The following is a 15,808-nucleotide window of genomic DNA, read 5'->3' as shown; positions in this document are numbered from 1 at the left end:
ATCGCAGGTAAATCCAAATGGCAGCTAAAGAAGTAAAGTTCAGCGACGATGCACGCACCCGCATGCTGCGCGGTGTCAACATTCTGGCGCACGCGGTGAAAGTCACCCTGGGTCCGAAAGGCCGTAACGTGGTGCTGGAAAAGAGCTTCGGTGCGCCCACCGTCACCAAGGACGGCGTGTCCGTGGCGAAGGAAATCGAGCTGTCCGACAAGTTCGAGAACATGGGGGCGCAGATGGTGAAAGAAGTCGCTTCGCAGACTTCTGACGTGGCCGGTGACGGCACCACCACGGCCACCGTGCTGGCGCAGTCGATCCTGACCGAGGGCCTGAAAGCCGTCGCCGCCGGCATGAATCCGATGGACCTCAAGCGCGGCATCGACAAGGCCGTCGCTGCGGCGGTCGACGAAATCCACGCCATGTCCGTGCCCTGCACCGACAGCAACGCGATCGCCCAGGTCGGCACCATTTCCGCCAACGCCGACGAATCCATCGGCAAGATCATCGCCGAGGCGATGGACAAGGTGGGCAAGGAAGGCGTCATCACGGTCGAGGATGGATCGGGGCTGGAGAACCAGCTCGACATCGTCGAGGGTATGCAGTTCGACCGCGGCTACCTGTCCCCCTATTTCATCAACAATCAGCAGAGCATGAGTGCCGAGCTGGAGAATCCCTTCATTCTCATCAACGAGAAGAAGATCTCCAATATCCGCGAACTGCTGCCGGTGCTGGAAGGGGTGGCGAAGGCCGGGCGCCCGTTGGTGATCGTCGCCGAGGACGTCGAAGGCGAGGCCCTGGCCACCCTGGTGGTCAACAACATGCGCGGCATCCTGAAGGTCGCAGCGGTGAAAGCGCCGGGCTTCGGTGACCGTCGTAAAGCCATGCTGGAAGACATCGCCGTACTGACCGGCGGCACCGTCATCTCCGAAGACATCGGCCTCAGCCTGGAGAAGGCGACCCTGGCCGATCTGGGTACCGCGAAGAAGGTCCAGATCACGAAGGAAAACACCACCATCATCGACGGCGCGGGTTCCAGCGAGGCCATCCAGGGCCGCGTGGCGCAGATCCGCAAGCAGATCGAGGACACCACCTCCGACTATGACCGTGAAAAACTGCAGGAACGTCTGGCCAAGCTGGCCGGCGGCGTCGCGGTCATCAAGGTCGGTGCGGCCACCGAAGTCGAAATGAAGGAAAAGAAGGCGCGCGTGGAAGATGCGCTGCACGCGACCCGGGCCGCCGTCGAAGAAGGCATCGTACCGGGCGGCGGCGTGGCCCTGATCCGGGCGCTGGCCAAGCTGCGCGACCTCAAGGGCGCGAACCACGACCAGGACGTCGGTATCAGCATCGCCCGCCGCGCGATGGAGGAACCGCTGCGGCAGATCGTCGCCAATGCGGGTGACGAGCCGTCGGTGGTGTTGAACAAGGTCGCGGAAGGTGCTGGCAACTTCGGTTACAACGCCGCGACTGGGGAGTATGGCGACATGGTGGCCATGGGCATTCTCGACCCGGCCAAGGTGACCCGTTCCGCGCTGCAGAACGCAGCCTCCGTCGCCTCCCTGATGATCACCACCGAGGCCATGGTCGCCGAGGAGCCGAAGGAGGAGGCGCCGATGCCGGGCGGCATGGGCGGCATGGGCGGCATGGGCGACATGATGTAGGACAAGCCCCGCCACCCTCGTTCCAAGGCTGATGGAAAAGGCCCCACCCCGCCGGGTGGGGCCTTTTCCTTTTTGGGGAACGGGCATTGAGCTTCCGGCCCCGGCGGTTCTGCCTTACTATCACGACGGGCCGCATTGCCGGGCCGATCTTTACTGCGAGGCAAGAGGATGGGTCACGATTTGGACAGGTTCGATGATAGAGGGGTGCCCGAGCCGCTGCCTCTGTCGCCGTGGCGTGAGTCGCTCTACCAATACCTGGCGACCCTCGCCCTTGTTCTTGGCGCCTGGTATCTGGGCTGGCGCTGGACGGCATCCCTGAACCAGCACGCGTTGTGGTTCTCGGTGCCGGTGGTTGTCGCCGAAAGCTGCGCTTATCTCGCCTGGGCCTTGTTCGCCTACAATCTGTGGCGGACCGCCGCCCGGCCCTCGCGGTCTGCGCCTCACTGGATCTCCGAGTGCGTTTCCGAACTCGCTGCACCCCACCGGCCGCTGGCCGTGGACGTGTGTGTCGTGACCTGTGACGAGGAGGCGGCGCTGGTCCGCCAAAGCTTGGAATGTGCGAAGAGGCTGGTCTATCCCTATCGGATCGAGATAAGGCTGCACCTTTACGATGCCGGCCACCGCCCGGCCATGAAACAGCTCGCAGACTCATTGGATGTCGCCTACCTCGTGCCGGAGGAGCAGGATGGCCTGGGGACGCACAATCTGCGCCGCATCGTCGAGGAGATGCAAGGGGATTTCATCGTATTCTGCGATGCCGATACCCGGATGTTTCCATCCTTCCTGGAGCATACCCTGGGGTATTTCCGCGACCCGGCCGTGGCCTGGGTGCAGACCCCGCAGTGGTATGACGACGTCCCCCAGGGCATCCCGCTGGGCGATGTCCTGGGATACCGTTTCGGCCCCACGGGCAGGGCCGTGGCAAAGGTGTGCGAAGCCGTGGCAGGACCGGTATGGATCGGCAGAGACCCGTACGGCAGCGACCCGGCGCTGTTTTTCGATGTGATCCAGCGACGGCGCGACCGGGCCGATGCGGCCTGTTCGTGCGGAGCGGGCGCGGTGTACCGCAGTGACGCGCTCGCGGAGGCCGTGGATCTGGTGTGCGTCAGACGGGTCGGCAAAGCGGTTGGCCGGTTCGCAAAGGGGATCCGCGACCAGGAATGCCGCGCCGATTTCGTCGAATCGGTGACGCGCCAAGCGGCCGCGGATGCCGGGGTGGCGCCGTATCACTTGCGCGAATCCGAACATTTTTATGCGTCCATGGTGCTCCACGGTTGCCGTGGCCGACGTTGGCGGTCGGTGCTGCATCCCCGCGTCGAGTGTAGGATGTCATCGCCGCAGACTCCGCGGGAAGCGGTCGTCCGGCGTTTCCGCCGTACCCTGGGTCTCATGGAGATCGCGCTACGCGACAATCCAGTTTTTTCCCGCGGGTTGAGCCTGCCCCAGCGGCTCCTGTACGTCCAGACGCTGTGGTCCAGCTTCGGCTGCCTGTGGCACTCGGTGTTCCTCTTGGCGCCGATCGTGTTTCTCTACACCGGTATCGCACCGGTCGCCGCTTATTCGCCGCAGTTTTTCATCCATCTCCTGCCGTTTCTTCTGACTGCGGAGCTGGCCATGATGACGGGTACCTGGGGCGTGTCTTGTTTCCGGCACCGGGCCGCCTCGCTGGCCCTGTTGCCGGTGGATCTGCACGCCTTGTGGGCGGTGATGCGGGGACGGCGGTTTCCCATGGTTGCGAAAAGCAAGCGGGCGCGCGACCTGTCCCGGCTGGCCGAATTCCGCATCGCGGCCACCGCCTTGACGCTGGGCGGAATGTTTTTCGCCGTGGCCCGCTTCGCCTTCGGCAGCCACCCGGATCCGTCTGGTCTGCTCGTCAACGGTCTGTGGGGACTTTACAACGTCGTTCTGCTGTCGGGCACCGTCAGTCTCTCGGCGCGGAACGTTTCCGTCGAATCCCCTTCTGCGCAAGAGGTCCAGGCATGAGCTATCCGAAGGCGTTACTCGCTGCCCGCCAGCATCTGGTGGTGATCCTCGGGCTCCTGAGCGCGGCCGCACTGGTGTCATGGTTGGAGATGCCTTCCTGTCCCGTGCCGCCGCCGTTGCCCGCCGGGGAGATACCCGGTGCCCTCCACGGCGCCCTGTCCGAGGAAGAGACCCGTTGGGCCCAGGCTGCCTGGCGCTATTTCCAGCGCAATTCCCAGGAGGAGACGGGGTTGGTCAATGCGGCCGACGGCCGTTCCGTCACCACCTTGTGGGATACGGGTTCCCATCTGCTCGCCATGATTGCCGCCCACCGCCTTGGCGTCATCGACCGCAGCGAGTTCGACCAGCGCCTGGGCCGGGTTCTAAACGCTCTCGCAAGGATCCCTTTGTTCCAGGGCGAACTCCCCAACCGGTTCTATCTCACCGAAACGCTCGGGATGGCGGATGCGGAGGGGCTGCCTTCGGATCGGGGCGTCGGCTGGTCCGCGGTCGATATCGCCCGGGTGCTGGTACCGCTCGATGTCATCGTCTGGAACTATCCAGCCCATGCCGCCGAGGCGAGCGCCGTGGTGCGGCGTTGGCGGCTCGACCGGCTGGTGCGGGAAGGCGTGCTGACCGGCGCGGTCGTCGATGCGCAGGGGCAGGTCGAGTATTCCCAGGAAGGACGCGGAGCCTATGAGGCCTACGCGGCGAAGGCCCTTGCGCTGATGGGAATCGCCGCGCCGGCGGTCGCTGTGTCCCATGGCTATGCCAAGGTCCAAGGCGTTGAGGTACCATTCGATCCGCGGCCGCCAGAACGATTTTCCACCCGCAACTACACCGTCGGCGAGCCCTATGTCATCGAAGGGCTGGAATTCGGCTGGGACCGTGACGGTCGGGAGGAAGCATGGCGGGTGTTCCGCGCCCAGGAAAACCGGTTCAAGGCGACCGGCAGGCTGACGGCGGCCAGTTCCGGCCCCGTCGACGAGGCGCCGTATTTCGTCTACAACGCCGTTTATGCCGGGACCCGGTCGTGGCAGACGCTGGCGACGGATGGGAGGGAGGTTTCGGACTTCCGTTTCCTTAACGCCGGTGATGCCGTCGGCTGGCATGTCCTGTACGATACGGAGTATGGCCGGCAACTGGCGGAAAAGGCCGCGGGCTTGTTCGATCCGGAACGGGGGTGGTACGCCGGCTGGTATGAGACCAAGGACCGAGTCAACCGGGCGATGAGCGCCGGCACCAATGCCATGGTATTGGAGGCCATGCATTTCCGGCAGTTCGGCGCACTGGTGGCGGTTCAGCCGCCGCTGGAACTCGCCGAGCCAGCGCCTTCCACCCGGCCGCAAGCGGCCCAGCCGCCCGATGGCCGCGGGGCGGCGGCCCGGGCCAAGCCGGCGGCCAAATCCGGGCCGGTCCTCAGGGCCAAGACCGGGATGGCCGGCTCACGGAAAGGGAAGGGCGCCTCCGCCGCCCCCAAGACTTCCACCGGGCACGGCGCGAAGACCCGGAAAACGGACGCCAGATCGGCAGGGAAACACCGCTGACGGGCGGCTCCCGGCGGCTTCGGTCCGGATCCCATGAAGAAGACATTCGTGCTGGGTTTGCTGCTCCTGGCGGGCTGCGCCGCCGCGCCACCCCGTAATCCCGCCGACATCTGCGCCATCTTTACCGAAAAGGACGACTGGTATGAAGGGGCCCGCCAGGCAGAGCTGAAATGGGGGCTGCCCATTCCGGTGCAGATGGCGATCATCAGGCATGAGTCGGATTTCGTGGAAGACGCGCGGCCGCCGAAGGTCCGGTTCCTGGGCATACCGCTTTGGCATCCGACCTCGGCTTATGGCTACGGCCAGGTGTTGGATGGAACCTGGGAGCTTTACACCGAAAGGAGCGGCAACGCCGGCGGCGATCGGGACGATCTGGCGGATGTGGCCGATTTCCTCGGCTGGTATGCGCATCAGTCGCAGAACCGGCTGGGCGTCTCCAAGCGCGACGCCTACAACCTGTATCTCGCCTACCATGAGGGCTGGGGCGGGTGGCAGCGCCGCAGCTATCTGTCCAAGCCTTGGCTGATGAACATCGCCAGAAAAGTGGCGGCCACCGCCCAAACGTACGAACGGCAACTGTACCGCTGTCGGCCCGATCGGGAGGCGGCGGATTGAGACATTCGACTTTTTTGCAATGAACCTCCCCTACCGGCGACCGGTCCGCGACATGTACGAGCCGGTACGCCGCGGCTTGACCCTCGTTCTGCGCTGCGCGGTCGCGCTGGCGGGCGAAATCCGCGCCGGCGGGCTGGATTACCGTGCCATGAGTTTGGTTTACACCAGCCTGCTGGCGCTGATTCCTTTGCTCGCCGTGGCGTTTTCCGTGCTCAAGGCGTTCGGTGCGCACACCGGGCTCGAGCCTTTGTTGTCGGAACTGCTCGATCCGTTGGGAGCCAACGCGGAGCAGGTGAAGGATGCCATCATCGACTCGGTCAAGCGGATGAAGGTTGGGGTGCTCGGTTTTCTGGGCTTCCTGTTTTTGTTTTACGTCAGCATCACCATGCTGGACAAGATCGAGGAGTCCTTCAACCATGTCTGGCGTACCCGCACTTCCCGCAACCTCTGGCGCCGGCTCGGCGATTACCTGAGCTTCACCCTGGTCGGCCCGCTGCTGCTGCTCTCGGCCTTCGGCAGCATGACCGGACTCCTGGGTCGCCATTCCGGTCGAGGTACGGCCGGCTGGGCCTGGAGTCTTGCGGAACATGTGCTGCCCTATGCGGCGATCATCCTGGCCTTCACCTTGTTCTACTGGGTCATTCCCAGCGCTCGGGTCAAGCTGCGTTCGGCCCTGTTCGGCGGTGTGGTCGCGGGTGCGATGTGGGAATTGGCCGGCTGGGTGTTCGGGGAGTTCGTCGCGGGGTCGTCGCAATATCACGCGGTGTATTCCAGCTTCGCCATCCTGGTGCTGTTCATGGTATGGCTGTACGTGAGCTGGCTGATCGTCCTGCTGGGCGCGCAGTGCAGTTTTTTCTTCCAGAATCCCCAATGCATCGGCCAGTCGACGGGGAGGACGAGGGCGGACAACCGGTTGTGGGAGCACGGAGGGCTGGCGCTCATGTACCTGATCGTCCGGCGTTTCATGGCCGGACAATCTCCGCCCGGTCTCCCGGATCTGGCCGAATCGCTCAACCTTCCGGAAGTCCTCACCGGGGAATTGCTGTCGCTGCTGCAGCAGACCGGCCTCATCGTTGCCATCGACCACGGCCGTCCGGGTTTCCTCCCCGCCCGTGATCCGGGGACGATCGCTGTGCTCGAGGTGTTCGAAGCCTTGCGCGGAAAGGCAGACGGTCTGCCGGTTCCGGAGCCGGTCGCCCTGGGGCTGGCCGCTGCGGAGACTTCCCTGTCAGCCGCCCTGGCCGGCGTGAGCCTGCGCGACTGGGCCGGCCCGGCCCCTTCCTGCTAATTCGATCGATTCATCATGCCCATGACCCGAGATTTCTTCGCTACGGCTCCCAAGGGCCTGGAACCTTTGCTCGTCCGTGAACTGGACGGGCTGGGGGCCGAATCCATCAAGGAAACCCGCGCCGGGGTGGAATTCCGCGGTACGCTGGAAACGGCTTATCGCGTCTGTCTGTGGTCGCGGCTGGCCAACCGGATACTGATGTCCTTGGACCGCTTCGCCGCCGCGACGCCGGAGGCGCTCTACGACGGCGTGCAGCGCACCGACTGGGGCCGGCATTTCGGGCCCGGTGCTACGCTCGCCGTCGATTTTTCCTCGCGCCGTTCGGCTATCACCCACACCTTGTTCGGTGCCCAGAAGGTCAAGGATGCGATCGCCGATCAGTTTCTCGAACACTGCGGACGGCGGCCCTCGGTCCGGCTCGAACGGCCGGACATTCGCATCAATGTGCACCTGGATGCCGATCAGGCGGTCATCGGTCTGGATCTTTCGGGCGACAGCTTGCACCGGCGCGGCTATCGCACCGAGGCCGGGCCGGCGCCACTCAAGGAGAACCTGGCGGCGGCGGTCCTGATCCGTGCCGGCTGGCCGGACATCGCGGCCCGGGGCGGCAGTCTGATCGATCCCATGTGCGGTTCCGCCACCCTGCTGATCGAAGGTGCGTTGCTCGCGGCAGACATCGCTCCCGGCTCGTTCCGCGAGTATTTCGGTTTTCTCGCCTGGAAGGGCCACGACCTCGAACTCTGGCGGAAGCTGTTGACCGAGGCCCGTGAGCGGGCCGAGGCCGGGCTCGCGCGGTTGCCACCCATCCTCGGCTACGACCTGGACCGCCGCGCCATCCATCTGGCGCTCGACAACATCGATCGGGCCGGCCTGCGCGGCAGGATCCACGTCGAACGCAAGGTCGCCGCCGATGTACGCCCGAAAGGACGGCCGGGGCTGGTCGTGGTCAATCCGCCGTACGGCGAAAGGCTGGGCGACGTTGAGAGTCTGATCCCGGTCTACCGCGAATTCGGCGAAACCCTGCAGCGGCATTTCCGGGGTTGGAACGCTGCCCTCTTGACCGGCAACTTTGAACTGGCGTTCCAGATCGGGATAAGGGCGGGGCGCTACCATACCCTCTACAACGGCGCGCTGGAGTGCCGGCTGTTCCTGTTCGACATCGCGCCCGAACGGTTCTTCACCCCGCGCTCCGGCGTTCCCGAGACCGAAGGCCAGAAGAAGTTGCGGCAGATCGTGGAAAAAGCCAGGCGCGGCGCCATCCCTGCGGAACAGTCCGAAATGTTCGCCAACCGCCTGCGCAAGAACCTGCGCAACCTGGGGACCTGGGCGCGCAGGAACGGCGTGAGTTGCTACCGGCTGTACGACGCCGACCTGCCCGAATTCGCCGTGGCGGTGGATATCTACCAGGGTGAGAAGCTCTGGGTCCATGTGCAGGAATACGAGGCGCCTGCCAGCGTCGATCCGGCGAAGGCGCAAAGCCGCTTGGCCGGCGCGGTCGCCATGATTCCGGAGGTGCTGGAAGTGCCGCGTGAGCAGATTTTCCTCAAGGTGCGGCGGCGTCAGAAGGGCGATGCGCAGTACGTCAAACAGGGCCAGACCGCACATTTCCATGTGGTGGAGGAGGGGGGCTGGCGCTTCTGGGTCAACTTCGAGGACTACTTGGACACCGGCTTGTTCCTCGACCACCGCATCACCCGCGGTCTGATCCAGCAGGTGGCACGCAATCGCCATTTCCTCAACCTGTTCGCCTATACCGGGACGGCGACGGTGTACGCGGCCGGTGGCGGCGCGGCCTCGACCACCACGGTCGACATGTCGCACACCTATCTCGACTGGGCGGGTCGCAACCTGGCCCTGAACGGCTTCGGCGAGCGCGATCACCTGCGCATCCAGGCCGATTGCCTGGACTGGCTGGAGCAGGCGGTTGACCGCAGACGCCGCTATGGCCTGATTTTCCTCGATCCGCCGACGTTCTCCAATTCCAAGCGGATGACGGGCAGCTTCGACATTCAGCGCGACCAAGGGCCGCTGCTGAAAAAGGTCGTGTCCCTGCTCGAACCCGGCGGTCTGCTGATTTTTTCCACCAACCGCCGCCGGTTCAGACTCGACGAGACGGCCCTGGCGGGCTGCGCGGTCGAGGACGTCAGCCGCCTCACCTTGCCGAAGGATTTCGAGCGTAACCCCAGAATCCATGCATGCTGGCGTATCCTCGCGCCGGACCGTCAGCGGTGAAAGATCAGGAGCGAGTGGAAAGATGAAGCGGGTTCATGTCCTCGTCGCAGGACGGGTGCAAGGCGTCTGGTACCGAGCGTCGGCGGCCCGGAAGGCCTCGGAGCTGGGGCTGACCGGGTGGGTGCGCAACCTGCCGGATGGGCGGGTGGAGCTGGTCGCCGAGGGCGATGCGGAAAGCGTAGACGCCTTGTTGGCCTGGTGCCGGCGCGGTCCGCCCCTGGCGCGAGTCACGGGGCTCGATGTCCGGGAAATGGCGGTCACCGGCGAGTTCACCGAGTTCGCGGTGTTGCGCGACGTCTGAGACCCGTCAGGATGCTGAGGACAAGTCCCGCAGCAGCTTGACGAACGGTTCGGGCCGCACCCCCAGTTCGCCCGCCAGGGGGTTGTTCATGGACAACACCAGGATCAGTACCAACGACAGCATGCTCGTCACGATGCCGGTCAGCAGGAGCTGGACCTTCTGGTTTTCGGCACCGAAGAACCAGAGGAAAGCGATGGTGAAAGCAGCCCCCACCCATAGCACGAACCGGAGTAAGTCGCTCAGATTGTCGTTCGCTACGGAGATCCGCTCGTAGCGGGCTTCCGCCAGGTTTTCCAGCATCGACACCGTGGTGTCGTAAAGAGCCTGGCCGCGCGGCCCGTTCGGGTCGATCGCCTTGCTGATCCGCCACAACTGTTCCAGCGGCGCGCGTTTGATCCGCCCGCCCTGGTGTTCGGCCAGCAGTGGCCATTCTTCATCGATGACGGCGCTCGCATAGCCGATCGCAGCGGTGTGCACGGCGCGCCCAACCTCGTCGTCATAGGCTTGCGCCACATTGACCAGGTCCATGAGGATGGCGGCTTCATGCACGGCGGCCGAGGAAATGTCCCCCCGCCGCTCTTCCCCCTGGCCGATCAGGATTCCCAGGATCAGGCTGAACAGCACGCCGAAATTGGTATACACGGCCGCCGCCACGTCGTTGAGGTTGCGCAGTCTGCGGTGGTCCACCCATCGCTGGATCAGGCCGTGGATGCCCATGCTCGCCAGGCCGGTAACGAGGGTGATCAGTGTGATGCCGAGGATGGTCATGGCGGGCGTTCCGGTCGATGAGTGTGTCGGACTCGGGCAAGGCCGCGCCATTTTGCCATCGAGCGACTGCGGTAGCGTAGAGGAGACCGCGGGAAAGACCGGACTGGAGGCATCCTTGCCTCCGGGAGAAGGGCGGCCCCGCCGGAGCGGGGCCGGGAGGAACGCTCTCGTTATGCGCTCAGGCAGGGGCCGTACAGTTTGTCGACTTTGGGGATGTGGTTGACCAGCCAGTCCCGTACGAAGCGCGTGGTGTCCTGGTTCACCTCGGCCTCCCCGGCGTGGAACTTCTTCTGCAGATCGGCGCAGACGCCAACGAGCTTGTCGTGTTCGGCCTTGTGCGCGGCGAAGTCGGCGTAGCCTTTCTTCTGCATCTCGGTTTCTTCGGATTTGAAGTGCATCACGACGTAATCGATCAGCGCGTCCAGTTGCTTACCGATTTCGCTGCGATTGCCCGTAGCGGCGGTGTCATGCAGCTTGTTGACCATGTCGAAGATGGTCTTGTGCTGGTCGTCGGCGAAGCCTACGTTGGTGCCGAATTCTGCTGCGGTCCACGTCATTAATGCCATGGATTTTTTCCTCCTCGTTTTAGTGTGTGATACTGGACGCGGTCTCGTGGGCCAGATTGGGGCATGAGACCCGGAGCAGGACTATACGGATTCTGGTGCGGCGAAATTTGATCCAGATCAAAACTTTAACGGTTTGGCTGCAAGTGATGCCTGCCTTTTCCGGCGGCCTGCGCCGCCCTGTCCCTGCCAGGATCGGGGCGGATGGGTCCGCGGCCGGTGGCGCCGTGTCTTGAATGGGCGGGGGGCGATGTTTTCAAGGTTGTGGTGTCTCGTGGTCGTGGTGGTGAGTGTCGCTGGAATACCGGGCGAGGCGCCGGCGGCTGAGGTTCCCGGTGTGCCGCGGTGTGAGTCCACGGACTCCGGCGCTTCGATCCGGGTCTCGCCGCGCATTCCCGTGCCGGGCGAGCCACTGAAGATAATGGCGGTTTCCGCCGATGTGCCGATCCAGAACCTGTCGGTGCGCGCTCCCGATGGAACCAGCCTGCCGCTCGAGCCGGAGCGCCGGGGCGGTCCGCCCTGGAGCCTGGCGGCAGAGATCGGCCGGGCTGAGCCGGGTAACTATCGGATGGAGGCGCGCGGCGCGGAGGGGACCGTGGCATGCCTGGACCTGAACGTGGACGGCGGTACGGCGGCCATCCGCCCGGGCCGGTGGGATCGCGCCACCGAGGCTTTTTTTTCCGCCTGGGTCGAAACACTGTTCGACTATCCGCTCGAGGACAGCGTCAACCTCCCCTCGCTCAAGCCGGTGCTGACGGACCCGTCCCGCAATTTTCTGTACGACCATTTCGGCGCGGGTGAGGACCGGCACATTCCGACCGATCCCGATTGCGCCGATCTGCCGTATTACCTGCGCGCCTATTTCGCCTGGAAAACCGGTCTGCCCATGGCCTACCGCGCCTGCAGCCGGGGTACGGCCAGCCAGCCGCCGCGCTGCGGTGCGGCCACCGTCGCCGATGGCTTCGCGCGGGGCCCTGTGTCGGCGGGTATGTTCACGGCGGTCGTTCGCAAGGTGATGGATACGGTGCATTCGGGCAGCGCCCGCACCGGCCTCCGGGACGGTGCCACGGATTTCTACCCGGTGCCGCTCAAGCGGGAGTATCTGTGGCCGGGGACGGTCTACGCCGACCCCTACGGTCACGTGCTCATGATCGCCCAATGGGTCCCGCAGTCGGCGGACCGGAGCGGCATGTTGCTCGCCGTGGACGCCCAGCCCGACAATTCCATCAGCCGCAAGCGGTTCTGGGAAGGGACGTTTCTCTTCGCCGACGATGTGGCTGGCGCGGGGCCGGGCTTCAAGGCCTTCCGGCCGCTCCTGTCTGCGGGTGCGGCCGTCCGGATTCCCGGCAACGCGGAACTGACGCACTCCGCCTTGATTGCACCGTTTTCGGACCAACAGGGCGATCTGTCGCCCGAGGACTTTTATGCCGACATGGGGCGGCTGATCAACCCGCAAGGGCTGGATCCGCGGCAGGCCTACGAGGCCATGTTCGAGGCATTGATGGAACAACTGGAGACGCGGGTGGCTTCGGTGGAAAATGGCGAGGCGTACTTCCGCAAGCATCCCCGTGCCGTCATCCCCATGCCCGCCGGCGGCGCGGTTTTCGAGACCATCGGTCCATGGGAGGACTACTCCACGCCGTCGCGCGACATGCGCCTGCTCATCGCACTCAAGGTCATGTCGCAGCTTCCCGACCAGGTGGTGCGCTATCCGGAACTGTTCGTCCTGCATGGTCAGTCGCCGTCGGAGGTCAAGACGCAACTGGAGCGGTTGGATGCCGAGCGCCTACGCGATGCGTCCATCGTCTACCACCGCAGCGACGGCAGTCCCTGGCGGCTTTCGCTCGCCGAGCTGTTTGCGCGCCGGAAAGCCCTGGAAGTTGCGTATAATCCGAACGACTGCGTGGAAGTGCGCTGGGGAGCCGAACGCGGAACCGAAGAGTACTCCACCTGCACCCGGCATGCGCCGGCGGATCAGGCTGCGCGCATGGAGCAGTACCGGGTCTGGTTCCGGGAGACCCGGCGCCCGCCGCGTTGAGGTGAAACGGCGCGAAGCGGTGACTTAGGGGCCGGTCTGGAAAAAGCGGGTCCATCGGGAAACCTTGTTGTAACATCGGGATGAATCGCTTGAATCAGGGATATCGTCGGTGGCGTACCGGGCGGTGGGACCTCGGCGTTTTGGCGTTGTGCATCGCCCTCGCCGGTTGCAGTGGCGCGAAGAAGGCACCGACCCAGCCCGAGCCCGCTGCTGGGCCGGTGGCGTCGGCCGAAAAGCCCGCCGCGAGGGAACCGACCCTGTCGGCGATCAAGCGCCGGATACTGGCGCTAGCCAACGCCGAGTGGGAATTCTTCGGTTCCCAGCGGGTCGTCTACGACGGCGGGGAGGAAAGCATTCCGCATGTGGGCTACTGGGAGGACGAGGACGCACCCCATATCCAGCGCATCAGCCGCTACTGGCAGGCGGTGAACAAGCCGGGGTTGTCCGGGCTCAATTGTTCCCAGCCCTGGTCGGCCGCCTTCGTGAGTTGGGTGATGGAAATGGCAGGCGTGCCGGAAAGCCAGTTCCCCCCCGCCAGCGCCCATTGGGTCTATCTGAGCCAGATCATCCGCAAGTCCGACGGGCCATATTCCTCCTTCGTTCCTCATGCGATCAAGGAATACAGTCCCCGGCCGGGCGACCTCATCTGCGCCAGCCGGGAGCGCTATGGGCTGCCCAGCGTGACCCGGCCGCTGGAAACCTACATGCTGGAAGATACCAAACTGCACTGCGACATCGTGGTGCAACGCAATAGTGGAAGCGTGGAAGCGATCGGGGGCAACGTTCGTAACTCGGTTTCGCGCAGCACGGTCGCGCTGAACAAGGACGGCATGCTCGTCCCCACCCGCCAGCGTCCATGGTTTCTGGTGTTGGAAAACCGGTTGTGACCGTCCGGCACCGCGCCATGGGCTCTTCTCTTGCTCGTTTCAGGTGAATTAGGAGTCATGCCGTCGCCAGACAGAGGGCCACAGGAGCTTAGGCGTGTCCTGGGCTGGACCAGCGCGGGCGCGATCATGGCGGGTTCCGTGATCGGTACTGCCATATTCCTGGTACCTTCGACCATCGTCCGCGAACTCGACTCGGTGGGCTGGACATTTTTCGTCTGGGTGTTGGGTGGCTTGTTGTCGCTGGGCGGGGCGCTCAGCTACGCCGAATTGGGCGCCGCCTTCCCCGAAGCAGGGGGCGAGTACGCCTTTCTCCGCCGCGCCTATGGCCCGTTGTGGGGCTTTCTGTTCGGCTGGCAGCAGGTCGTCATCGGCAAGACCGGTTCCATCGCCACCATCGCGACCGGCTTCGCCCTGTTCCTCGGGTTTTTCGTCGACGGCTTGCAGCGGGAATGGCTGCATCTGTCCTGGGGCGAGGTCGGCTGGGGCGTGACGGGCCTCCAATTCGTCGCGATGACGGCGGTTGCATCGTTCTCCCTGATCAACTGTTTCGGTGTCGGCCGCGGCGGTGCGGTGCAGAGTTTCCTGACGGTACTGAAGGTCGCGGCCATTGTGGCTTTGGCCGTGCTGGTGCTCGGCGCCGGCGGGGGTTCCTGGGACCATTTCCGGCAGGCTCCGGAACACCCTGCATGGACCGGCTGGGGTGCTTTCGCTGCCGCATTGGCCGCAGTGCTTTGGGCCTACGACGGCTGGAACAACCTGACCCTGGTGGGCTCGGAAATCCGCGACCCTGATCGCACCATTCCGAAGGTGTTCCTGTTGGGCTTGCTGGGCGTGATGGGGGTTTATCTGCTGGCCAATTTGGCCTATTTCTATGCCCTACCGCCGGAAGCCTTGAAGCGCTCGGAGCGGGTGGCGCAGGACGTGGCGCAGCTGGTGTTCGGTGACTTCGGGGGCGCCGCGATCACCGCCGCCGCCGTCGTATCGACCCTGGCGGCGCTCAACGGCTCGATCCTGTCGGGCGCCCGGGTGTCTTACGCGATGGCGCGGGACGGGCTGTTCTTCAGCCCGCTGGCGCGCCTCCATCCGGTCCACCGGACGCCGGTCAATGCCCTGATCGTCCAGGCGTCGTTCGCGAGTTTCCTGATTCTGCTGTTCGGGCAGGACCGTGCCGGTTTCGACCGGCTGTTCAACTATGCAGTGTTCGGGCTCTGGGCGTTTTATGGCATCACCGCGCTCGCCGTCATCGTACTAAGGCGCACCTCGCCGGAGGTGGTTCGGCCTTACCGTGTGGCGGGATATCCGTGGGTCCCGCTGATTTTCTTTGCGGTGGCCGGTTTGTTCTGCCTCGGCATGATCTTCCAGAATCCCTCAGAAACCGCCATCGGCCTGGTTTTCCTGCTGCTGGGCATCCCTTTCTATCTTTACTGGTGCTCCGGCGGCAAGGCCGAGGCTCATCGTAAGTCGAGTCCAGGGGAATGAGTGAAACCGAACCGACCGTATACGCCTATACCGATGGCGCCTGTCGCGGCAATCCCGGACCCGGCGGCTGGGGCGTGCTGCTGCGCTATGGCAGCAAGACCCGCGAGATCTACGGCGGCGAGCGCGAGACCACCAACAATCGTATGGAACTGATGGCCGCCATCCGGGCGCTGGAGACCCTCAGCCGGCCCTGCAAGGTGAAAATCGTCACCGACTCGCAGTATGTGAAGAAAGGCATCACCGAATGGGTCGCCCAGTGGGAGAAGCGTGGCTGGAAAACCGCAGGGCGCTCCCCGGTCAAGAACATCGATCTATGGCAGCGTCTGATCCAGGCGGAGCAGCGCCACCAGGTGAGCTGGGGCTGGATCAAGGGTCATTCCGGCCATCCCGAAAACGAAGCGGCGGACCGCCTCGCCAACCGCGGTATCGACGAACTGCTGCAATCCGACAAAATACCGGCCTGAAGGGCAGAC

13 protein-coding genes are annotated in these 15,808 nt (G+C 64.6%); 11 read left to right on the top strand and 2 right to left on the bottom strand.

All coding sequences use genetic code 11. The features are described 5' to 3' along the window. Positions 1–17: 17 nt before the first annotated feature. The 7 genes from groL to ACSHWJ_RS11715 all read left to right on the top strand — a co-directional run bounded on the left by groL (position 18) and on the right by ACSHWJ_RS11715 (position 9,600). Positions 18–1,655, top strand: coding sequence for a chaperonin GroEL (gene groL / locus ACSHWJ_RS11745; RefSeq protein WP_010960045.1), 1,638 nt, complete (start codon positions 18–20; stop codon positions 1,653–1,655). Positions 1,656–1,859: 204 nt separating this feature from the next. Next, positions 1,860–3,638, top strand: coding sequence for a glycosyltransferase (locus ACSHWJ_RS11740; protein WP_228370268.1), 1,779 nt, complete (start codon positions 1,860–1,862; stop codon positions 3,636–3,638). Then, positions 3,635–5,164 (top strand): DUF3131 domain-containing protein, encoded by a 1,530-nt coding sequence (locus ACSHWJ_RS11735; RefSeq protein ID WP_218797392.1) that lies wholly within the window; start codon positions 3,635–3,637, stop codon positions 5,162–5,164. Before ACSHWJ_RS11740 ends, ACSHWJ_RS11735 begins: the two co-directional genes overlap by 4 nt. A 33-nt stretch (positions 5,165–5,197) precedes the next feature. Continuing rightward, complete coding sequence (locus tag ACSHWJ_RS11730; protein ID WP_218797393.1) at positions 5,198–5,779, top strand: hypothetical protein; 582 nt, start codon at positions 5,198–5,200, stop codon at positions 5,777–5,779. 19 nt (positions 5,780–5,798) lie between these two features. Further along, positions 5,799–7,067, top strand: a complete 1,269-nt coding sequence (locus tag ACSHWJ_RS11725) for a YhjD/YihY/BrkB family envelope integrity protein (RefSeq protein WP_017364881.1) — start codon at positions 5,799–5,801, stop codon at positions 7,065–7,067. A gap of 15 nt (positions 7,068–7,082) precedes the next feature. Continuing rightward, positions 7,083–9,299: a bifunctional 23S rRNA (guanine(2069)-N(7))-methyltransferase RlmK/23S rRNA (guanine(2445)-N(2))-methyltransferase RlmL gene (gene rlmKL / locus ACSHWJ_RS11720; protein ID WP_432539839.1), complete on the top strand. Its 2,217-nt coding sequence runs from the start codon at positions 7,083–7,085 to the stop codon at positions 9,297–9,299. Between the two features lie 22 nt (positions 9,300–9,321). Then, a complete protein-coding gene (locus ACSHWJ_RS11715; protein ID WP_010960051.1) occupies positions 9,322–9,600 on the top strand; it encodes an acylphosphatase in 279 nt (92 codons plus the stop codon). A gap of 6 nt (positions 9,601–9,606) precedes the next feature. Here the strand turns inward: ACSHWJ_RS11715 and ACSHWJ_RS11710 are convergent, their stop codons facing one another. Both ACSHWJ_RS11710 and ACSHWJ_RS11705 read right to left on the bottom strand, forming a co-directional pair. Then, complete coding sequence (locus ACSHWJ_RS11710) at positions 9,607–10,368, bottom strand: DUF4239 domain-containing protein (RefSeq protein ID WP_041360773.1); 762 nt, start codon at positions 10,366–10,368, stop codon at positions 9,607–9,609. 170 nt (positions 10,369–10,538) lie between these two features. Then, positions 10,539–10,934 carry a bacteriohemerythrin gene (locus ACSHWJ_RS11705; protein ID WP_010960053.1) on the bottom strand — a complete coding sequence of 132 codons (396 nt, stop codon included), beginning with the start codon at positions 10,932–10,934 and terminating at the stop codon, positions 10,539–10,541. 247 nt (positions 10,935–11,181) lie between these two features. Between ACSHWJ_RS11705 and ACSHWJ_RS11700 the strand changes: the two genes are divergently transcribed. From ACSHWJ_RS11700 to rnhA, 4 genes are all read left to right on the top strand, one after another. After that, positions 11,182–12,969 carry a hypothetical protein gene (locus tag ACSHWJ_RS11700; RefSeq protein WP_218797395.1) on the top strand — a complete coding sequence of 596 codons (1,788 nt, stop codon included), beginning with the start codon at positions 11,182–11,184 and terminating at the stop codon, positions 12,967–12,969. An 80-nt stretch (positions 12,970–13,049) separates the two neighbouring features. Then, positions 13,050–13,856 (top strand): DUF2272 domain-containing protein, encoded by an 807-nt coding sequence (locus tag ACSHWJ_RS11695; RefSeq protein WP_026045881.1) that lies wholly within the window; start codon positions 13,050–13,052, stop codon positions 13,854–13,856. A gap of 57 nt (positions 13,857–13,913) precedes the next feature. Beyond that, complete coding sequence (locus ACSHWJ_RS11690; protein ID WP_218797396.1) at positions 13,914–15,335, top strand: APC family permease; 1,422 nt, start codon at positions 13,914–13,916, stop codon at positions 15,333–15,335. Continuing rightward, positions 15,332–15,799 carry a ribonuclease HI gene (gene rnhA / locus ACSHWJ_RS11685; RefSeq protein ID WP_010960057.1) on the top strand — a complete coding sequence of 156 codons (468 nt, stop codon included), beginning with the start codon at positions 15,332–15,334 and terminating at the stop codon, positions 15,797–15,799. Before ACSHWJ_RS11690 ends, rnhA begins: the two co-directional genes overlap by 4 nt. Positions 15,800–15,808: the final 9 nt, after the last annotated feature.

Source organism: Methylococcus sp. S1M, assembly GCF_051295855.1.
In the GTDB taxonomy this organism is placed as follows: domain Bacteria; phylum Pseudomonadota; class Gammaproteobacteria; order Methylococcales; family Methylococcaceae; genus Methylococcus; species Methylococcus capsulatus.
This window is presented reverse-complemented; position numbering and strand designations above follow the sequence as displayed.